At 47.5% G+C, this 22,225-nt stretch carries 14 protein-coding genes; 9 read left to right on the forward strand and 5 right to left on the reverse strand.

The genetic code is table 11. From position 1 onward, the window contains the following. The first annotated feature begins 207 nt into the window (after positions 1–207). The 4 genes from ACO6VE_RS03740 to ACO6VE_RS03755 all read left to right on the forward strand — a co-directional run bounded on the left by ACO6VE_RS03740 (position 208) and on the right by ACO6VE_RS03755 (position 3,755). The gene (locus tag ACO6VE_RS03740; protein ID WP_422459777.1) at positions 208–864 is read left to right on the forward strand and encodes a hypothetical protein; all 657 of its coding nucleotides are present in this window, start codon (positions 208–210) and stop codon (positions 862–864) included. Between the two features lie 226 nt (positions 865–1,090). Continuing rightward, positions 1,091–1,984, forward strand: coding sequence for an efflux RND transporter periplasmic adaptor subunit (locus tag ACO6VE_RS03745; protein ID WP_422448140.1), 894 nt, complete (start codon positions 1,091–1,093; stop codon positions 1,982–1,984). Between the two features lie 2 nt (positions 1,985–1,986). Next, positions 1,987–3,270, forward strand: coding sequence for an efflux RND transporter permease subunit (locus ACO6VE_RS03750; protein ID WP_422448142.1), 1,284 nt, complete (start codon positions 1,987–1,989; stop codon positions 3,268–3,270). Then, positions 3,267–3,755, forward strand: a complete 489-nt coding sequence (locus ACO6VE_RS03755) for an efflux RND transporter permease subunit (protein WP_422459779.1) — start codon at positions 3,267–3,269, stop codon at positions 3,753–3,755. The genes ACO6VE_RS03750 and ACO6VE_RS03755 overlap by 4 nt, the downstream gene beginning before the upstream one ends. Before the next feature lie 104 nt (positions 3,756–3,859). On the opposite strand, the gene ACO6VE_RS03760 is transcribed toward ACO6VE_RS03755, so the two are convergent. From ACO6VE_RS03760 to ACO6VE_RS03770, 3 genes are all read right to left on the reverse strand, one after another. Continuing rightward, positions 3,860–5,920 carry an AarF/UbiB family protein gene (locus tag ACO6VE_RS03760; RefSeq protein WP_422459781.1) on the reverse strand — a complete coding sequence of 687 codons (2,061 nt, stop codon included), beginning with the start codon at positions 5,918–5,920 and terminating at the stop codon, positions 3,860–3,862. A gap of 442 nt (positions 5,921–6,362) precedes the next feature. Then, a complete protein-coding gene (locus tag ACO6VE_RS03765) occupies positions 6,363–7,412 on the reverse strand; it encodes a potassium channel family protein (protein ID WP_422459783.1) in 1,050 nt (349 codons plus the stop codon). A 288-nt stretch (positions 7,413–7,700) separates the two neighbouring features. Next, positions 7,701–8,774 (reverse strand): hypothetical protein, encoded by a 1,074-nt coding sequence (locus ACO6VE_RS03770; RefSeq protein ID WP_422459785.1) that lies wholly within the window; start codon positions 8,772–8,774, stop codon positions 7,701–7,703. A gap of 258 nt (positions 8,775–9,032) precedes the next feature. On the opposite strand from ACO6VE_RS03770, the gene ACO6VE_RS03775 reads away from it, so the two are divergent. The 4 genes from ACO6VE_RS03775 (at position 9,033) to ACO6VE_RS03790 (ending at position 11,518) form a co-directional block, all read left to right on the forward strand. Then, entirely contained in the window at positions 9,033–10,247 is a 1,215-nt protein-coding gene (locus ACO6VE_RS03775; RefSeq protein ID WP_422448152.1) for a multidrug effflux MFS transporter, read from the forward strand. 171 nt (positions 10,248–10,418) lie between these two features. After that, positions 10,419–10,673: a type II toxin-antitoxin system HicA family toxin gene (locus tag ACO6VE_RS03780; protein WP_422448154.1), complete on the forward strand. Its 255-nt coding sequence runs from the start codon at positions 10,419–10,421 to the stop codon at positions 10,671–10,673. After that, entirely contained in the window at positions 10,670–11,002 is a 333-nt protein-coding gene (locus ACO6VE_RS03785) for a type II toxin-antitoxin system HicB family antitoxin (protein WP_422448156.1), read from the forward strand. The genes ACO6VE_RS03780 and ACO6VE_RS03785 overlap by 4 nt, the downstream gene beginning before the upstream one ends. 63 nt (positions 11,003–11,065) lie before the next feature. Beyond that, positions 11,066–11,518 (forward strand): deoxycytidylate deaminase, encoded by a 453-nt coding sequence (locus ACO6VE_RS03790; RefSeq protein ID WP_422448158.1) that lies wholly within the window; start codon positions 11,066–11,068, stop codon positions 11,516–11,518. On the opposite strand, the gene ACO6VE_RS03795 is transcribed toward ACO6VE_RS03790, so the two are convergent. After that, positions 11,511–14,864 carry a hypothetical protein gene (locus ACO6VE_RS03795; RefSeq protein ID WP_422459787.1) on the reverse strand — a complete coding sequence of 1,118 codons (3,354 nt, stop codon included), beginning with the start codon at positions 14,862–14,864 and terminating at the stop codon, positions 11,511–11,513. The two genes, ACO6VE_RS03790 and ACO6VE_RS03795, sit on opposite strands and share 8 nt — an antisense overlap. Before the next feature lie 76 nt (positions 14,865–14,940). Beyond that, positions 14,941–18,270 carry a hypothetical protein gene (locus tag ACO6VE_RS03800; RefSeq protein ID WP_422459789.1) on the reverse strand — a complete coding sequence of 1,110 codons (3,330 nt, stop codon included), beginning with the start codon at positions 18,268–18,270 and terminating at the stop codon, positions 14,941–14,943. Positions 18,271–18,472: 202 nt separating this feature from the next. Here ACO6VE_RS03800 and metH point away from each other — a divergent pair, with 202 nt between their 5' ends. Beyond that, the gene (metH, locus tag ACO6VE_RS03805) at positions 18,473–22,180 is read left to right on the forward strand and encodes a methionine synthase (protein WP_422449552.1); all 3,708 of its coding nucleotides are present in this window, start codon (positions 18,473–18,475) and stop codon (positions 22,178–22,180) included. Positions 22,181–22,225: the final 45 nt, after the last annotated feature.

Genomic DNA, 22,225 nt, shown 5'->3' on the forward strand with positions numbered 1-22,225 from the left:
GGTAAAAATGAAGGACCTTCCCCCCCCCCTGCTTTCCCACTTTTTTTGACCCCGGTTTTCTTCCTTCAAAAATCCAGACCTGAACCCTGCTTTTTCTGCTTTTCTGCTTTTCTGCTTTTCTGCTTTTCATAATTTGAATTTTATCCATGACTTTTTGAACTTTCATTGTGAATAAACACTCATAAACGTAAACACAAGGAACTTACTATGAATTTATCTCCTGCGAAGTCTAGTGAGCTAACCAGTTTACATAGTGCGGCTTTCCTTTCAGAGCCATCCTCAATATATGATAATTATCATTCAGCACAAGTATTCATACCAAGACGTGATCAGCAGTTTGATATGCAACGATTGCTTTCTAGCAGGAAGGTAGTAAAAAATGACCCCAGTATTCAGTTTAACTCCGAACCTCTGGGTAAGAATTTTCCACTATGGCTAAGATTGCCGAGAGATAAACCTGAAAATACTTTTTGGACAAGTACTCTAAAAAAAGAAACTGCAACCGAGGAAACTGCAACCGAAGAAACCAAAACCGAAAAAAACACAACTGCCTGGATAGAGTGGTGTAGAAATAACGGTATGCACATTTTCTTAGGCAAAACTGCGGCTCAATTTCAGGTTTCAGATACAGCAAATATATTTCATATTGACTCATACGAAAAGTATGAACACTTATTAAAAGAATACACTCATTCAGAAAATGATAATTATATAGATTGGGAACGTGTGGCCATTGATTTTGATGCTGTACATTGTACACAAGACTTTGATCTTCCCGGATGGAGTTGTGAATCAACAGCATGGTTTAATAGAGATAAATTAGTATTTCTGAAATCCCTGAATTCACAGGAAATTGACTTGTAATGCGGAATCTGAAAGAGCTGGGGGCAGTCTTCCTGACGCAAAAACCAGGGCAGCCGAAACTGACGTTGGTCTTTCTTTTGAATGGACTCAAAATTACGAAAAGTTATCGTAATCGTCAGGGTATCATCGAACCTTTTAGCGATATAATCCCCCCATTAATGAATTCAGTCAGACTTCCGCCAAATTCTGATGTCCCTTATTCCCACAGGCAGGAGACCTCCGGGTCATGACAGCAAACTCTCTCTTCACCCAACCGGGGTTGGTATTGGCTCGGGCAGCGACCACCAAATCCCGGGCAATCCTGCTGGTTGCCCTGACCTGCCTGGCAGCTTTTTCCCAGGTCGCTTCCGCTACAGCGGCAAAAAGCCAGGCTCCTACGGTAACGGCCTTTCCAGTGACGGCCACCACATTGCAACAGAATCTGATGGCGCTGGGAAACCTGAAAGCCAACCAGTCCGTTGACATTGCCCCGCAAATCAATGGCCGTATTGTTGCCCTGCATCTGCGCGATGGTGTGAATGTCAAATCAGGACAGCTGCTGGTTGAACTGGATGACCGTGAGCAGGAGGCAATCACCGCCCAGGCGCGAATTGCCTTTGAGGATGCCCAGCGGCAACTGGACTATATGGAAGCTTTGATCAACAGCAAAGGGTCCCGTATTTCAGCTACCACCGATGCCTGGCCCGGAAAAACCTTTACCGGCACCATCAACAGCATTAACCCCCGGATTGACCCGGTCAATCTGTCCTTTCAGGTCAGGGCCCTGCTGGATAACCCTGAGTCACAGCTTCTCCCGGGTATGCTGATGCGTACCTCTATTGAGCGCCCGAACCAGCAACAACGATTAGTTGTGCCTTCCCGCAGCATCCTGTATGACGGTAACCGCCGTTATGTGTTTGTGATTGATGAGCAAAACCGGGTGGAACGCAGGACCATTACCACCGGGCAAACCATTGATCAGTTCATCGTTGTCGTATCCGGACTGGTGGAAGGCGAGCGGGTAGTGAATGAAGGTGCGGTAAAAGTCACCGATGTCCGCCGGGTAACTGTGCTTGAGAAAGAACCGTCTGTTCTCTCTGCCAACCCGGTCACACATGCCGCTGCCAATGGATTGCTGTAACCATGATACTGTCTGATTTATCCATCAAACGACCGGTATTTGCCACTGTCGTCAGTCTGCTGCTGATTACCTTCGGGGTTATCTGTTTCCAGATGTTACCGGTTCGGGAGCTGCCGGATATTACCCCACCGACGGTGATGGTGTATACCGGCTATGCCGGGGCTTCTGCCGAGGTTATTGAAAGCAAGATCACCAATGTCATTGAGGACCAGCTCGGTGGTATTGAAGGGGTGCGCTTTATTGAAAGCACCAGCCGTAATGGGACGTCCCGGATTAATATCGAGTTTTCTCCCGACCGGGATATGGAAACGGCAGCCAATGATGTCCGGGAAGCCATGTCACGGGTTATCTGGCGTCTGCCGGATGAAGCCGAGTCACCCATTGTCTGGAAGAACGATGGCAGTGGCGAAACCATTCTCAATGTCAGCCTGCAAAGTGACACCATGTCTTTGATTGTACTCACTGACTATGCGCAACGCACCTTGCAGGACCGGCTTTCCCTGGTCGATGGCGTCAGCTCCGTTGACCTTATGGGTGCCCGGGAATATGTCATGCGCATTGAACTGGATGCCCGGGCCATGGCGGCCCGGCAAATCACCACCAGCGATGTCCGCAGCGCCCTGCGTCGTGACAATGTCGAGCTGCCTGCCGGTGAATTAACCGACAGTTTGAGAACCTTGCCCGTCCGGTTAAACCGTGACTACAACACCATTGACGATTTCCGTCGTCTGCTGATTCGTCAGGAGGGCAGCCGCAGAGTCTATCTTGCAGATATTGCCTCCATCCGTACCGAGGCCAAAGAGATCGAGACACTGGCAAAAGCCAATGGCCGGAACGTATTGAGCCTTGGCATTGTGCCACTTTCCCAGGCTAACCCGCTGGAAGTGATTCAGAACGTGAAAGATGAGATCGATGCATTCACCCCTTTCCTGCCGGAAGGCACCTATATGACCACCACGCGGGACTCTTCCATTTATATCCAGTCCGCCATTGATGAGGTGTATGCCACCCTGGCCATGACGATTGCCCTGGTGGTGCTGGTGCTTTATATCTTTCTTGGCAATGTGCGGGCCACCCTGATCCCGGCCGTTACGGTACCAGTGTCGCTGATCAGTGCGTTTATCGTTATCCACCTGCTGGGCTACTCCATCAACCTGCTGACGCTGCTGGTGCTGGCCATTGGTCTGGTGGTGGATGATGCGATTGTGGTGCTGGAAAATATCCACCAGCATCTGGAGCGTGGCGAACCGCCCCTGTCGCCGCCTGGAAAGGTGCCCGGGAGGTGAGCTTTGCCGTGGTGGCAACCACGGTGGTTCTGGTGATGACCTTCGTGCCCATCATATTTATGGAAGGCTCTGTTGGCCAACTGTTCTCGGAATACGCCATGACCCTGAATATTTTCAGCCAGCTGGCGATGATCATGCTGATCGGATTATCGGCCAAGAATGGCATTTTGATTGTGGAGTTTATCAACCAGCTTCGGGATCAGGGGTGGATCTTTAACGAGGCAGTACTTGAAGCATCAGCGTTGCGGCTGCGCCCTATTCTGATGACCGCTCTTACCACGGTGGTTGGTGCCAATCCTCTGCTGCTGGCCTCAGGGGCCGGTTCAGCGTTCCGGTTCTCTATCGGGGTCGTGGTTTTTGCCGGTGTTACCGTCTCCAGCCTGTTAACCCTGTTTGTGGTGCCAGCCATGTACTCATTGATGGCCAGAAGAACCACCTCTCCGGATCATGTGTCAAGACAACTGGAGAAGCTACTGACTCAATAACTCTTTCGCTGTCTCAGGCCGGGAAGTTACTCAGGCTAATACCGGTTGCCGAATTATCGGTTACCGGTTAAGCCTGATAACTCCGGGTTTGCTGCCAATTAACTCTAACCTGGCACCGGTGGTGGATATGCAGTGCTGGACCCAGCATGACTGTGCGTCTGTTCGGGATGAGCAGGCGGCATCTGCATCTGCCATTGCCGAATTAATTCATCAACCTCACGTCTGAATTCATCAGGTGGTAAGTGTATTTTTGAGAGTAATTGAGACGCTGCATATTCCAATTGCTCATCAGTTGCTGGAATGGTGCTCATTAGTTCAATCAGCTGTTGACGTAATTCTGGAAGCTGCCGTATCAGCATCAGCAGAGCATTTTGACCAGCAATGTTTCCGGGAGGCACACTTGAACTGGCATCACTGCCCAGCAGTTTGATCAATGAAGGCACCATTCTGTCCAGCGACCTTCTTGCTTCATCGGTCATAGTGGTCTGGGAGTTAATTAATATCTTGGCCCTGAACAACGCTACAGTTTCTTTTGGCATCTTCACATGACACTTATAGGCTCTGTTAAACAGGTCAATGACTTTTTGATCAATCTTGCCCTCTCCACGATAGGGCATCAGATTCAGGACCTCCTGCTTCAGCTTACCCCAATTTACTTTATCAGGTTCATACTCACTCAAAGCTTGCATACATTGAACTACCTGATCTGCATAGTGACTTCTCCTGGCTACACCGGACTCTTCACGGAGTTGCTCCATCGCGCCAAGAATGGTATAGGTGGCTTTTACCGCATCCCTCGAGACTTTTTGAGCATTACCCAGATCAATAAAGTAAATGTTCAGTCTGCCATCTTTAACGGCAACCATGACATTGCCATCATGCATATCCGCATTAAAAAATCCCGTTTGGGCATAACAGTAAAACCAGTGTTGGAATGCCAGTTTTTTCAGACTGAACCTGAAGGCGAGTAGATGATCGTCCGATATTTTCGTCTCATCGATATTAAATAAATTTGCCGCGAGTTTCCGAAGTTTTGGCTGGTCATTTTCAGTTAACGTAACCCCATCAATTTTTTCCATGCCCAGGGCATGGGGAGAGGCAGTATTACCATCAACGGCCGGAACTTTAAAATTAACCGGAAGCTGTAGCAAAACCGTACCAGTGACAGGATGCTGGATAGTGAACCCAATTGGCCGGGAAGGCAGCTTATATGCATAATCCGGTAATTCGTCTTGCCGAATATCAAATATATGCTGCTGTGCAACGGCCTTGAAAGCAAAATCCTGTTGCCGTGTTCTGTTGGCCTCAGTGATCAGATTCAATTCTTCCTTGACACTGTCAAAGAATGAGAAAATGGCATGTTTGGTCCCTTTACCAATTGAACTCGGTGCAAAGAAGGTAACCAGCCCCAGCACGAACCTGAGAACCCGTAAATCAGAGTAAACCCTGGTTTCACTTGACTCGGAAACGGTCTTGACAATCAGACTCTCTCCGCTTTTCAGGATGATCTCATTGACCTCACCAATTGAACCGGTACCGAGATTACGCCTTTCATTCAATCGCTCCGGGTTGTAATCAATACCCGCTTCATCAAGGCAATGAATCAGCTCTGCCTCGGTCATTGGCTTATTGCTGGTGGCAACGTGAGATAAAGTCCTGGTAAATTGCTCATGGTCATCACCAAAAAGATCTTGGGCAATTGAGGGAGAACTGCATGCAAACTGAATTGCCTTTACCAGAATCCCCCCCCGGGCTTTAGCAGCAGCGTTTTGGAAGCTCTCTATACTGCCACCATGCCAATAGATACTGAAGAGAATCCCCATCATTTTGAACGATCTGAACAGACTGGCAAACCCCTTTTTAATCCTATCACCCAGCCATTCAAGGGAAGATAGAGTACGAGGCTGGCGTCCAACGATGACCTGATCATCAGGCACTTTAGAGGGGTCTTCAGGGTCAAACTGCTGTTCACCCAGGTGTGACTCAGGGGGGACAGCCCTGACAGTGTGACCTGCAGCCATGGGTCCATAAGGTGATTGTTGCGAGGTAAAGGTCGCAGAATGGACACCTTGGGATAAAGGGTCAACCTGACCAACTGTTGGATGAGAATGAGTCTGATCCGGGATTTCGCTGGCCGACTCAGGGCATGCATTAGCTGGCATCATAACAGAACTCCTTATTGTTATTAGTGGAAACATTACTGTTTAAATTAGAAAAATAAGTGATTAAGCCCAATTGAGGAGTAATCACATAATAGTTATTTAGTTATTGAGACCGAATAAAAGATGAAAAGTTCACTATTATTTCTGTTTAAAATATACCAATTACTTAAAAGCATGATTATTCATCAAGTAATGCTCTTGATTTGAAAAGATAAACCCGGCGAAAACATAGTTCACAAATAAAAACTAAGGTACCAATTAAGAATTCTGGTAAACCTGCAGCATTATCGAAAGAGATTGGTTTTTACTGGCTCAAAAGGTTGGCAAAGGGAGAGAATCATCGAAAAAGGCCAAATTGCGGTATTAATGTTTAATACCGCATGGGTCTCAAGTTCAATGCCAGGAGCCTGACCGAGAATTAGGGTTGATTACCGCAGCGCCGGAACTACAGCTGCTCCCACTGAATTTCATGTCCGTGAATCCGATGAGCAGACAGGTAATAAACAACCTGTCCGGCTGTCACCCGGTCATTGCCGGGCGGATTTAATCTCAGGTTATCTCCGGTGGCAGACCCCGCCACTCCAAGGGCTATGGCTTCGTGATGAATTTTAAAAAACTCCAGCAGTCGACCAAACGTCGTCCCTCCAAAATCTTCAGGCACGCGAACACTGTACTGTGTTGGCCCGGTCAATGTTGATAACAGTTGCTGTTGCACACGAGAAGACCCCGGATCCTGGGCTGAGCGAACCAGCAGTTCCATGGACAGATTACTGTGACACTCTATTTGCGGGCAGTGGGACTGAAGCAGGTGTACCATCTGCTGGCTTTCAAACCAGGCAACAACATGGGCTTTGGTTTTCGTCGCGGCAATACTCAGGCAGGTGGCCAGGGTCTGATCATCGGAGTCACGGAACACGATCACTCTGGCCGCATTGCCAATGCCGGTTCGCTGAATAAACGACGGCTCCGTCAGGCTTTCCCCCTGGGCAAACAAAATCTGTTCAGGAAAAGGATTCTCCATTTCCTGGCTGGTACAGAGTAATACCTTACGGTTCTCGCGACGTTTGTCGCCAAAAATCAGCTGCAACATTTTCGGGGTGTGATTTCGCTTCCAGCCAAATATGACAATATGATTGTCCAAATCTGAGTAATCCACTTTGCCCTGCATTCTTCTACTCCATACCCTGAGAAAAAATGATGACAGCTTCCCCAGCCCCCCTGCGAGAAGCACAACGCCACCGGGGAGAATAAACAACGCGGCCAGAACCCGCCCTGAGGCAGTACCCGGACTCAGATCGCCATAGCCGACGGTGGTCGATGTTGTGACATAAAAATAAAACCACTGATCAACAGGCAGAAGCGCCGATTCACCGGCCAGCCACATCAGCGCCCAGGATAAAATAAAGTGGCCCAGCAAAACCATCAGCAAAACCAGCCAGCTCAGTTTCAGAAACTGGTGGTGAAAGAACCGCAAAGTTGATTTCAGAAAACTCAAGTTAACCCTACCATGCATGGTCCAGAAGTCTGATATATCACCAGTGCGTGATAATAACACATATATTCATGACGTTAACTTATAAGATCTGTGATTCAGGCCTTTTCAGGTCCCAGGCCTGTTTGCCAGACAACACCGAATTTTTATCCTCAATTTCTCGCGATCCTCGCTACGGGCAATAGTCCCGTACAGCGTACCAGAGCAACGCAGATGATGGTGTGCTGCACAGGAAAGCCTATTATCTGACACCTGATGTATAACCAGAGACTATGGGTGGAAATTCACCAACTAATCATTAACCCAGGATTGCACTCGCCTGGATAAGTCAGACACGACGGACATAAACCGCGACACTGGCTGGTGGGTATCATAAGAGGGGGTCATAACAACTGGCTGGTGGGTATCATAAGAGGGGGTCATAACAACTGGCTGGAGGGTATCATAAGAGGGGGTCATAACAATATGCAATAACCTCTGTTCAACAGGCTTTCCCCAGGGTGGCTCTACAACATAGTTTTCCCGAGGTTTAGCCGGCTGCTTTTCAGTTTCATCCGGGACATATTTGGCATTAGCGAATCGATGAATAAGATTGTCTGTGTTTGAGTAAACATGACCAAGGTTTTTTTCGAAAGGGTGGTCTTCAGCAGATCCCTTAGTAGCATAATATATTCCAAAACAATCCCTCCCCTCTAATTCCGCTGTTGCCAGCCCTCCTCCCGTGTAATAAGGACCACCCTCTTTAACTGAATCATCATTCATTAACATCACGAGGCTATAATCCCCCCTATCACGAAACCATTCAGTTCCGACTAAACCGTCACTGCGAATGTAATTTCGAATGATCCTCAACGCACACAATTCCACAGTCTGACCCTGCAATGAGAATTGCCCGGCCAACACCTCTACACCTTTTATTGCCAGATCAATCAATGCCTTATCACTGGTCATTAATTGGCACTCAAAGCTTTTCTGATTAACAATCCGAGAATCAGGAGCAAATTGTACGCGTACTTTGGTTTCTGGATAGCCTTCAGGGATTAAAGAAAAAATACATTGGTTGTCATCAACTCCTGGCAACACTCGTGAACAAAGTCTGGATTTCAGTATTGTATTATATTCATCTTTAACAAAATCATAGCTATCTATATTGATTGCATCGTTGGCCCGTTGCAGAATTCCCGGCTCAACAACCGGTTGTATCGTCCGGAAGGTATCACCGAACTTTACATCCTTCGATGAAGCTGGGCCCTCCTCCAGGATAGAAAGACTCATTGCTTGCGGTGATTTTACGTCACGAGTAGCTGTAATCATTTTTTGAACACCCGATAATTTAGCTCGTAAAAACGACTGATAATCAGTCACCAATTTTAGACCTTATGATCAGCAAATAGTTCAGCCCCGCTGAGTAGTTGGTCAAGGCTTCAGTCAATCGGTTTAACAGCCCTTTGCGCTTATATCAATCTTGAGTTCCACCGGCAAACCAGCGCAGACATCATAATTAAATTAATGTCTGCTCTATAAACAGCGATCAACATCCTGATAATTGGCATAAACACGGATTGTTGATCAATCGTACCTGTCGCATTATCTCCCTATTTTTCAACTTATCAGCGGACCACCATGCGACACCTGACTCCCGAAAAACACCCCGCTTTTGTTCTGATTCTCCTGACCCTGTTTGCGGTGGTAGGACCTGTGTCCATTGATATTTTCACCCCCTCGCTGCCGGCAATCACCGCGTTTTTTGGCACCACCTCCGCGATCGCTCAATGGAGTGTTGGTTTATTCATGCTGGGCTTTTCCCTGTCGATGCTGATTGTCGGCCCGTTGGCTGATCGTTTGGGCCGAAAGAAAACCCTGCTGATGGGCTATTCCCTTTACCTTGCGGCAACAGCAATCACTTTGCTGACGGATAGCATCTATCTGTTCATTGCCGCCCGTTTTGCCCAGGCCGTTTTTGGCTGCTTCGGAACTGCCGTTGCCAGAATGATGGCCCGGGACTATTACCGTGACCAGATGGAAGTGAAAATGCTGGCCTATATTGGCGGCTGCCTGACCATTGCCCCCATGGCCGCACCCATTGTCGGCGGTTATCTGCAGGAGTATGCCGACTGGCAGTACAGCTTTTACGTGATGGCAGCCATGGCGGTGATTGCGATACTGGCACTGACGCTCTTGCCAGAACACAAGCAGGAAACAACCACGGCAACCACATCGAAAAATTCTGTGCTGGCAGGCTATAAAGCGGTGCTGACGGATGCCCGCTACCTGCGCTTTACCATTGCCGCCGGTGCGGCATTTGCCGGAGCCTTTGTGTTTGTTGCCGGAGGCTCCTTTGTGGTTATTGGTCAGTTAGGCATTTCTCCGGCAACCTATGGCTACCTGTTTGCTGTGGCTATTGCCAGCTACCTGTTCAGCGCATCCATGGGCCCTAAACTGACCGCCAACATGAGCCGGACCCAGAGCACCCTGGTCGCTGGTAGCCTGTTGATGATTGGTGCCATGGTTTCCCTGGTGAGCGGTCTGCTGACGGATGGTCAATCCATCACCGGCTATGTTGCGGGTATCGCTATTTATGAACTGGGTCTCGGTCTGTTTATGCCGCTCTGTCAGGCCAGGGCCACTGAACATATGAAAGAGAATATGGGTACCGCAGCGGGCCTGATTTTCTTTATTGAGATGCTGCTGGCAACACTGATCAGTGCACTGATCGGCTTTCTGCCTGAAGCGGGTACCCTGTCGCTGTCAGTGATCACCTTAATCGCAGTTGCCATCTCCGGTGTCTGTCTGATGAAAACCAGCGATGTATCAGCAGTCACTCCACAGGCTGCCTGAATCTGTTGTTATCAAAGCGGGTATGAATCACCATACCCGGTTTCTCAGTCGGCTTGCCAACGGGTCAGAGAGTGCGGGGGGGGGGGGGGGGAGCAGGCCATATAAACGGATTATTGTCGATAGTACTATTATCCGGTACCATTGCAACTATACTATTTACCAATCAATACAATGAAAAAGAAACATGCCACGACACTGCGCAAACTGTTTGCCAGACCGGTCAGCGGCAGCATTCACTGGGCCGATATTGAAAACCTGTTTCTTGCTCTTGGTGCCAAAGTTGAAGAGCGTGAAGGCAGCCGGATCAAGGTGGTACTGTTTGGTGAGGTACGGATCTTTCACCGCCCACATCCGTCACCGGATACCGACAAGGGCGCGGTGGCCAGTATCCGCCGGTGGCTGGAGAACCACGGAGTGACGCCATGATTAACCAGATGAACATCAACGGCTATATCGCTGTCATTACTTACGACCCGGACATTGACCTGTTCCGGGGCGAGTTTATTGGCCTGAATGGCGGCGCAGATTTTTACGCGGCGGATGTCAAAAGCCTGCACCAGGAAGGCAAAGTCTCCCTGAAGGTGTTTCTGGAGGCCTGTCAGGAGGAAGGTATAGAGCCACGCAAGTCTTTCTCCGGCAAGCTGAACCTGCGTATTGACCCGGATCTGCACGAATCCGCCAGTGTGGCAGCAGCGGCCAGTAACCGCAGTTTGAATCAGTTTATTAATGATGCATTGCGCCAGAGCCTGAATTAATAGCTTCTGTGTCTGGTAAGCGTAAAGACGACGTTTTCAGAAAACTCAAGGAACAAATGACCAATGGCCACTGATAGCAAGGGCATTAGATCGGTTGATACTGTGTATATGGAGATGGCCCACTCCCTGGCCAAATTATCAAAGTGTGTGCGCCTTCAGGTAGGCTGTCTGCTGGTCAAGGATGGGCGGGTACTTTCCACAGGGGTTAATGGCACGCCTTCAGGCTATATCAACTGTAATGAGGCTGACTACGAAGAACACCACCCCTGGTCACTCAGGCATGAAATTCATGCTGAACTCAATGCGGTTATCTGGGCAGCACGGCTGGGTACTCCCATAGAGGGGGCTACCGCTTATGTGACCCACAGCCCCTGTGATCAATGCACCAAAAACCTGTTAGCGGCCGGTATCCGGCGCATTGTTTATGACATCCAGTACGACCGCAATCCCCAGGAAGAACTATCACAGTTCTGTCGGGAAAACGGCGTTGCCATTGAGCAGGTATCCATTAAATAACATCCGAGACATGCTGTGGATCGATAAAATTACGAAAGTCATAGAACTTATCTGCCCAATCGGAATAGTCGTCAAGGGAGTGGCCATACAGTGAGCGGCACGTCTGGCCTTTTCCCCTCTGGCAGGTGAACTCCCAAAAAATGTCTTTCATGACATGTGCCGCTGTTGAGAATTGAGCACCAAACTGCACACAAAATTCAGGATGAACGTGACCTATCAGACAGTTAATGTCCTTTTTCAACAACTCGGGGTTCCTGAACCAAAGCGATGAAGGCAGGCACTGAAAGGCTTGCTGAAAAACAGATTCCACCTGTTCATGCACACATTGCAAAATAGATAACCGTAACTCTGCTTTTACCGCCTGGATCGATTGTCCGGAATAGCGACATTGGGCATACAGCGCCTGGTTATCAAAGCTTTTGCATCTCAACAGCCACTGTTTATTTTGGATAAAGTGTAACTGTGCTACAGGATTTTCAATCTTACCCACATATTGATCAATGATTGCCAAAATCCCATTATAATTTTCCCGGCCTATGTCAAGGAGGAGCAACCGATTGGTTAAATCATTTCTGAAAGCGCGGGTATACACCCAGTGACGCTCAACTTCTTTTATTGACAAGCCAAAAGGAATTTTAACGCCCTGATTCACAGTAAGGCGAACCGGCTCAGGCTTGCCAGTAACGAGTTGCCACTGGTTCTCGTCCGGGCTCTGTTGCTGATGATCGGTTTGTTCCTCAAGCTCTGATTCACTGTCAGGTTTTCGCTCTGACTCAAGATCGGGCATTTGAATAGCAAAGTGCTTTTCACTCTGGACGTCAGTTAGCTTTTTCTCCTGGCGATGTTCCTGGCAGGCTTGCCTTCTGACGACAGCAGGCGGGCTCTTTTTCCTGGCTTTGCTTTTCCTGGCAGGTCCACTTTCGGGTGCCTTTCCCTCAGCCTCTTTACAGTGAAATTTATTATCTCCCGATAATGAACAGGCATTTTTTTCAGATTGAATTTCCTCTAACCGGTTCTCCAATTGCAGAACTTTTTCGCCAACCAGTTTAATCTCCATGGGGATTTTAAACCTGACCGACCTTACATTGCTTTTATCAGCCTGGTCATGTAAAAAACATCGGTAAACTTTCCAATGCTTCAGTGAGCCTGGCAGGTCTCCTCGTTTTTCAAGTAACATGGCAAGATATTTATTCATTTCAGGCCGTGAGCCAGTCGCCGACCGATAGTTAACTTCTGCTTTATTCAGCAGGTCTGTAAATTGTTCACTTGACTCGCCCTGAGAGCTGGCCAGCTTTTCGTAAAGAATACCTAACAATGCTTTTACACAAACATCTTTAATGTTGTCCTTTTCAATAAACTGAATCGCTAATTGATACTTACCCTTTGAGGCCATGCAAAGTCCAAAATAAAGTGTTTTACTTTTATGCCTGGCAAATTCAAGAAGCGCTGATGCCTTGGAAGGATTACCCAGCATATAGTAATACAGGGCAACTCTTTCAGAACGCAGTTGTGCACTTCGTGTCGATCCACGCATCAATAGAATTAATTCATAAGCATAATCCATAGCTCTTTTGACTATTTCAGCAGATTGATTTTTATGGTCATTTATTTCCACTTGAATGAATTCCAGGTATTCAAGTGCCTTTTCCGGATTCAAAGTGGTAGAGTAAGGCCAACGGGAAAACCCAAGATCATTCCAGAGCATGGTTAACAGTGCCAGAGTATTGTATTTTGTAGAGTTTTCAGCAACACTTCTAAATACTTCAACATCCTCCAGGACTTCTGCGATTGCAAAGCATGTACATTTTGCCAGTGCAATCTCTGATTCCTGTTTAGGGCATCTCTCCAATACCGAGCTTAGTGCGGCTAATTGGACCCTGTCAGTCGTTTTCCAGCGATAATTTACCAAGAATCCTGCAGCCAGAAAGTTTAAAACCCAATAGTCAGCAACACGACAGATGCCTCTTTCAACGCTGGCAATCGTCATTTTATGAAGAATACGGTTGTATGTTTTTACCTGTCCCGGGAGGGCTAACTTTACAGCAGCATTTTTTCCGGAAGAGTAGCCATAGGATGACATTGAGTATTCCATAGTTACCTTGTTGTAAAAATGTCCCAATGCCTGAAGAAAAGCAAAATAGGCAATCTCTTTCTCATGAACGGCCAACTCTGTTTCTAATAAAAGTGCGTTAAAGTAATTATCAAGAAAGTCAACATTGCCAGCATTAACTACTTCAACATAATGACCATCACAATATTCCTGGTAGAGATGGTGAAAAATAATCACCACTTTATCAAGTTTGGTCAAACTAAAGGGAGATCTTGCAACTTCAGCCAATTGTCCCTCCTGCTGTTCCCTGGCACTGTTACTTTTTACGGCTCCCGGTTCATCCCCGTATCGACACTCTTCTACATCACCTGAAGCAGGGCTATGCATTTGGCACCGATTATAGCCAGCAATAGCCGTTTCATGGTGAACTTTTTCAATAATAGATCTTATTCTAACCATAGCTTCTTTGCATTCTGACTCTTTAGCGAGTAACTTTGAAGATAAAGAACTTAAACTACTGCTATCACTGTCCCCTTCTGATGAGACAACTGCTTTTTTCAACTTCTCAAAAGCTTTCAGAAAAAGCTTGTTTTTATCAATAGACTCAATAGATTTTTCCAACTCCTTATCAACTGCCTTCATCTGCTCACAAACGGAATAAAATTTCGTTAAGGATTCAATTTCAGGAAAGTATTTGTCGTTATCGGGAAGCCACCATAAATTCAACACCTTGATGAGAGCATTGCCATTTGATGGTGGTATTAAGTCTCCGAGAGAATAAAGCATACTGAATGCTTCCTGCTCACTTGGCATGCCGTACAACATTCTTATGAGGAAATTCTCCTGAATATACAGAGCCGCCAACTTAAACCTGATCAATTCCTGATGGGGTATCTCACCATGAACCCTGGTGAGATCAATAATCTGTTGTTTTATTTCGTCAAGCTGCCGGGCTAATATTTCCGGATCCGGAGCTGTCTGTTGTTCAGCATGTTCAGTGCTCTGTGGTTTAACGTCCTGTTGCGAACCTTCACACGGCGATACTTGCTCCGAAGTACACTGGCTTGATTTCAACAGATCATGTGTACCATGAGACTGTTCGGAAGCTGCAATGACACGAACCTCCCTGTTAGCAATGCTTTTCCCATGACCATCTCTGAACGTGCCCGCTTCCTTCAGGGCTTTTTCACCGACCAATACTGTTGGTGTAACTTCCAACGGTTGTGTATCAGAACACACCTCCCCGCCCTCAGAGCTGTGCCTTACCGGGCTGTGGCTGCTACTTATTGGGTCCATAATCTGTCGCCTGTTTATTTATATTGATCAATAGATACCCTGGGAGCCTGTCGGGAAAACGGCGTCGCCATCCGGGCTAAATAATGTCCGAAAGATGTTGAGGATCAATAAAATCACGAAAGTTATAGAACTTTTCAGCCAAATTGGCATAGTCCCCGGGGGAGTGGCCATACAGTGAGCGACATGTCTGGTCGGTTACCCTCTGGCAGGTAAACTCCCAGTGAATATCTTTCATTACATGGGCCGCTGTTGAAAATTGAGCGCCAAACTGTACACAAAATTCAGGATGAACGTGATCTATCAGGTATTTCATGTCCTTTTTCAACAACTCGGGATTACTGAACCACAGAGGTGTAGGTAAGCACTGAAACGCATGCTGAAAAACAGACTCCACCTGTTCCCGCACACACTGCAAAATAGATAACCGTAACTCTGCCTTTAATGCCTGGATCGTTTGCCCAGAACGACGACAATGGACATAAAGTGCACGGTTATCAAAACTCTTACATCTCAACAGCCACTCTCTATTTTGTATGAAGTGTAACTGTGCTACCGGATTGTCAGTTTTGCCCACATATTGATCAATGAGTCCCAAAACCCCATCATAATCTCCCCGGCCAATGTCAAGGAAGAGTAGCCGATTGGTTAAAACATTTCTCAAATTGCGGGTATTTCCCCAGTGACGCTCGACTTCTTTTATTGAAAAGCAAACAGGAATTTTAACCCCTTGATTCACAACAAGCCGAAACGGGTCAGACTTCCCAGTGACCAGCTGCCATTGGTTTTCGTTCAGGCCCTGTTGATAATGGTGTTGAGGATCGGTTTGTCCCTCAAACTCTGATCCACTGGTAAGATGTAGCTCAGCCCCGGGATTCGGCACTTGAATAGAACAACGCTTTTCGCTGTGGATGTCTGCTGGCTTTTGTTCCTGGCAAGCCGGTTTCCTATCGGCAGCAGGTTGGCTCTTTTTCTTGCCTTTCCTTTTCCTGGCAGGTTGACGTTCAGGCTTCTTTTCCACAGTTCCCTGGCCATAAGATTTATCATCACCCAATAGTGACTCGGCCTTTTTCTCAGATTTAATTCCCCCTATCAGGCTCTCCAACTCCAGAATTTTTTCACCAACCAGTTTAATCTCCATGGGAATTTTAAACCTTACCGACCTTATATTACTTTTATCTTCCTGATCATGTAAAAAACAGCGGTAAGCTTTCCAGTGTTTTAGCGAGTCTGACAGATGCCCTCGTTTTTCAATCAACATGGCTAAATATTTATTCATTTCAGGCCGTGAGCCAATCACGGCCCGATAATTAAGCTCTGCTTTTGTGAGCAATTCATTATATTCTTCAGATGATTCGTTCTTAGAGCTGGCATGCCTTTCGCACAGAATACCTAACAGTGCTTTAATACAAGCATCTTTAATTTTATCCTTTTCAATAAACTGAATGGCAAACAGGTATTCACCCTTTGATGCCATGCAAAGCCCAAAATAAAGCGATTTGCTTTTACCCTTGGTAAACTTAAGAAGTTCCGATGCCTTTTGAGGATCATTCCGCATAAAGTAATACAGGGCGATTCTTTCAGAATACAGCTGTGAAATCGGCGTCGACCCCTGCATCAATTTATTAAATTCACAGGCAATATCCATGGATTGCTTCAACAATTCGGCACTTTGATTATCATTACTGGCTATTTCATATCGAATGAATTCCAGATATTCAAGCGCTTTTTCCGGATTCAAGGTGTTTGAGTATGGCCAACGGGAAAACCCAAGATCATTCCAAAGCATGGTTAATAGTGCAAAGGTATTGTATTTTTCAGAATTATCAGCAACACTTCTGTACGCTCCAACATCCTCCAGAACTTCTGCGATAGAAAAACAGGTATATTTTGCCAGTGCAATCTCCGATTCCTGTTTAGGGCTTCTCGCCACCGCCATGCTTAGAGAGGTTAATTGAGCCCTGTCTCTGGATGTCCAGCGATAATTCATCAGAAACCCTGAACCGAGCAGGCTTAAAACCCAAAAGTCAGCACTCTGACAAACATCACTTTTAATACTTGCCATCGCCATTTTATGAAGCCTGGCATTGTAAGTTATTGCCTTATTATAATGAGCTGTTTTTACATAATTACTATTTCCAGCACAGTAACTGACTGTGCACTCCATAGCTATCTTGTAGTAAAAATGTCCTAATGATTGTAGAAAAGCAAACCAGGCAATCTCTTTCTCATAAATGGATAACTCTGTTTCCAATAAAAGCTCGTTAAAATAATTTTCAAGAACATCAATATTGGTAAGATTAAGTGATTCAATATACATTTTATTGTTATGTATTTGGTAAAGATGGTGGAAAATAACCACTAATTTATCAAGCTTGGTCAAACTGAAGTCAGACTTCATAGCTTTGGATGACTGTTCTAATAACTCCCTCTTAATACTATTACTTTTTACGCCTTCCGATTCATCCCTGCAGGGATTATCCTCTACATCACTTAAAGCAGAGCCATGCACTTGAGATCTATTCTGACTGGCCGTAAAACATTCATTGCCCCCTTTTTTAAGAAGTCTGCCCAAGACCTCTTTAAACTCTTTTTCACTAAAACATTCTGAAGTAAGAGAACTTGCAGTGCTGTTATCACTGCTTCCTTCTGATGGGATCAGCTTTTTTTTCAACTCGTCGTTAAAAAGCAACCGGCCTTTGTCAAAAGGCTCGTCAACTGTATTCAAATCCCCGAGAGCTGTCTCCAAATACTCACTAACAGAATTAAGCCTCTTTAAAGAAATAGTGGTTGTTTCAGGAAAGTATTTCGCGTTACCGGGAAGCCACCATAAATCCAGCACCCTCATGAGAGCAGCACCATTTGATGACTGTGGTAATAAGTCTCCAAGCGATTCCAACTTACTGAATGCTTCCTCCTGACTTGCCATGCCGTACAACATTCTTGTGAGAATATTCTCCTGGATATACAGTGCAGCTAACTTAAATCTCATCAATTCCTTTTGTGGTATCTCACCATGAACACCGGTGAGTTCAATGATCTGTGTTTCTATTTCATCAAGCTGCCGGGTCAACATCTCCGGGTCCAGAACTTTTTTTTGTTCAACATGTTCGACACTCTGCGGTTTAATTTCCTGTGGCGCACCTTCACATAGCGCTACCTGAACCGTTTCACTCTGGCTCGGTTTCAATAGAGCACCTGTACTGACTCCATGAAACTGTTCGGACACTTCAATTACACGAACCTCCCTGTTAACAAAGCTCTTCCCATGACCATCTCTGATCGCGGCTGCATCAGTCAGCGCTTGATCACTTGTTGGAGTAACCATCAACGGTCGTGTATCAGAACACATCTTCCCATCCCCGGAGTTAAGCCTTATCCGGGTGTGGCTGCTACTCATTGGCTCCATGATTTACCTCCTGCTTAACTATTTTTTCATAACAATTGGATACCCTCGATGAAAGAAGGTTTCACTATGTTGGTACCATGGGTCGTTTATTTACAGAACCCATACACTTACACTTCTTCCTGACCCAACAGAAACCAGAGGCATCCGGGAGCCAAGTTCTGGTACTATGCCCGCTAGAAAAAATAACATTGGTCTGCTATCTATGCTGCAAGCTACGCCACACCAAAAAAAAGCCCTCTCTGACCTGACACAACTGCTGGAAAAACGCATTCTGATCCTTGATGGTGCCATGGGCACCATGATTCAGGACTATAAGCTGGAGGAAGTGGACTACCGTGGCGAACGCTTTGCCAGCCATGCCTGCGATGTGAAAGGCAACAATGATCTTCTGGTATTGACCCGTCCGGACATTATTCAACAGATCCACCGGGAGTATCTTGCAGCCGGTGCTGATATTCTGGAAACCAACACCTTTAATGCCACCACCATCGCCATGGCAGATTACCAGATGGAAGATCTGGTACCGGAAATTAATCACCAGGCAGCCCTTCTTGCCCGGGAAGTGGCCGATGAATTTACCCGGGCCAACCCGGATAAACCCCGTTTTGTCGCTGGTGTTCTTGGCCCAACCAACAGAACCGCTTCCATCTCCCCTGATGTCAACAATCCCGGCTATCGAAATACCAGTTTCAACGAACTGGTGAACGCCTATCAGCTGGCCGCCAAAGCATTGATTGAAGGCGGCGCTGATATCCTGCTGATAGAGACCATTTTTGACACCTTGAACGCCAAAGCGGCCATCTATGCGCTGCGAGACCTGTTCGACCAGCTGGGCTTTGCCTTGCCGATCATGATTTCCGGCACTATTACCGATGCTTCCGGTCGCACCCTGTCAGGTCAAACGACAGAAGCCTTCTGGAATTCGGTCGAACATGCCCGGCCACTGTCCGTTGGTCTGAATTGTGCCCTGGGTGCCAGTGAGTTACGCCCCTATCTTGAAGAACTGTCCAACTGCGCAGGTACCTGGACCAGTGCTCACCCCAATGCCGGTCTGCCCAACGCGTTTGGTGAATATGACCAGAGTCCCGATGAGATGGCAGAGATTGTTGCCGGGTTTGCCCAATCCGGCCTGGTCAATATTATTGGTGGCTGCTGTGGTACCACACCGGCACACATTAAAGCCATTGCCGACAAGGTTGCTGATATTCCCCGACGAGTCATGCCAACCATTCCGGTGGCCTGTCGTTTAAGTGGTCTGGAGCCATTTACCATTGATCGGGACTCATTGTTCGTCAATGTCGGTGAGCGCTGTAACGTCACCGGTTCCGCCCGCTTCAAACGTTTAATCATCGAAGAAGATTACGATACGGCTCTGGATGTTGCCCGTGACCAGGTGGAAAACGGTGCCCAGATTATCGACATCAACATGGATGAAGGGATGCTGGATGCCAAAAGCGCCATGACTACATTCCTGAATCTGGTGGCCTCTGAACCGGATATTTCCCGGGTCCCGATCATGGTCGACTCCTCCAAGTGGGAGGTCATCGAAGCCGGGCTGCAATGCATTCAGGGCAAGGGCATTGTCAACTCCATCAGCCTGAAGGAAGGTGAAGATATTTTCCGCCGTCAGGCCCGTCTTTGCCGCAATTATGGGGCCGCCGTTGTGGTTATGGCGTTTGATGAGCAGGGTCAGGCGGATACCGAAGCCAGGAAAATAGAAATATGTCAGCGGTCGTACAACATTCTGGTCAATGACGTCGGCTTCCCGCCCCAGGATATTATTTTTGACCCCAATATTTTTGCTGTGGCCACCGGTATTGATGAGCACAATAACTATGCGGTGGATTTCATCAATGCGGTGCAATACATTCGCGAGAATCTGCCCCACGCCATGAGTTCCGGTGGGGTCAGTAATGTCTCTTTCTCTTTCCGGGGGAACAACCCGGTTCGGGAAGCCATTCATGGGGTCTTTCTCTACCACGCCATCAAGGCCGGACTGACCATGGGCATTGTCAATGCCGGACAGCTGGAGATCTATGAAGAAATTCCCCCGGAGCTGAAAGACAAGGTTGAAGACGTCATCCTCAACCGCTCAGCGAATGGGACTGAAGCGCTGCTGGCCATTGCAGACCAATATCGGGAAGGTGGTTCTTCCGGCAAAAAAGAGGAAGATCTGGCCTGGCGGGAATGGCCTGTTAACAAACGGCTGGAACATGCACTGGTCAAAGGCATTACCACCTGGATTGTTGACGATACTGAAGCGGCAAGACTGGCCGCCAGCCGTCCTATTGAAGTGATTGAAGGCCCACTGATGGATGGCATGAACGTGGTGGGCGACCTGTTTGGTGAGGGTAAAATGTTTCTGCCCCAGGTGGTGAAGAGTGCCCGGGTGATGAAACAGGCGGTTGCTCACCTGGTCCCTTTTATCGAAGAAGAGAAAGGCGAGAGTGCGCGATCCAATGGCAAGATTCTGCTGGCGACGGTCAAAGGTGATGTACACGACATTGGTAAAAACATTGTCGGTGTCGTTCTGGCCTGTAACAACTTTGAGGTTATTGACCTTGGGGTCATGGTTCCCTGCGAAACCATTCTGAAAACCGCAGTGGAAGAAGACGTTGATATTATCGGGCTCAGCGGTCTGATCACCCCATCACTGGATGAAATGGTTTATGTGGCCAGTGAAATGCAGCGTCAGGGCATCAGACGCCCACTGATGATTGGTGGAGCGACCACATCACGGGCCCATACGGCGGTAAAAATTGAGCCGCAGTTCCAGGATGATCTTGCCATCTATGTCACCGATGCCTCCCGCAGTGTGGGGATTTCAACCCGGCTGATGAGTGATTCATTAAAGCCCGCTCTGGTGACAGAGACCCGCTCCGAGTATGAAAAAATCCGGATCCGTCACGGAAAACGGAGCAACAAACGGGCACTGCTCACTTATCAGGAAGCCCTGGATAACGCCTTCAAACCGGACTGGTCCCGATACCAGCCACCGGTTCCGACGTTTACCGGCGTTAAAGTGTTCGATGACTTCCCGCTGGAAGAACTGGTCAATTACATCGACTGGACTCCGTTCTTTATGACCTGGGATCTGGCCGGTAAGTTTCCCGCCATTCTTAAAGATGAAGTGGTCGGCGAAGCAGCCACCAACCTGTATCACGATGCACGGCAGATGCTGGATAAACTGGTCAACGAAAAGTTGATCCGTGCCCGGGCAGCCATTGGTTTCTGGCCCGCCAACCAGATCAATCACGATGACCTGGCCATCTATCAGGATGAAAAAAGAAGCCACATCAAAACAATCCTGCATCACCTCCGTCAGCAGGCACCAAAACCGGAGGATAAGCCCAATTACAGCTTGTCTGACTTTGTGGCCCCGGAATCATCAGTCCTGCCAGACTATGTGGGCGGTTTTGTGGTAACGGCAGGTATTGGTGCAGACCAACTGGCCAGGCAATATGAACAAGCCGGTGATGACTACAACAGCATTATGGTGAAAGCGCTGGCAGACCGTTTTGCCGAAGCGTTTGCTGAATGTATGCATGAAAAAGTGCGCAAGGAGTACTGGGGTTATGCCTCCAATGAGCAGCTCAGTAATGAAGAGCTGATCAGGGAGAAATACGCCGGTATTCGTCCAGCGCCCGGCTACCCGGCCTGCCCGGACCATACGGAGAAAACGGCATTGTTCGCTCTATTGAACGGTGAAGAAAATGCCGGCGTGTCACTCACTGAACACTTTGCCATGATGCCTGCGGCCAGTGTCAGTGGCTGGTATTTCTCCCATCCTGAAGCGAGATATTTCGGCCTGGGTAAAATCGATAAAGACCAGTTGGAAGTATATGCTGAACGTAAAGGCTGGTCTTTAGCAGAAGCGGAACGCTGGCTTCGCCCCAATCTAGGAGGCTGACCGAGAATAGACTGCCCTACTGCGGTGGCAGCAAATTGGTCTAAA

Source organism: Endozoicomonas sp. ALB115 (assembly GCF_049310245.1).
Taxonomy (GTDB): Bacteria; Pseudomonadota; Gammaproteobacteria; order Pseudomonadales; family Endozoicomonadaceae; genus Endozoicomonas.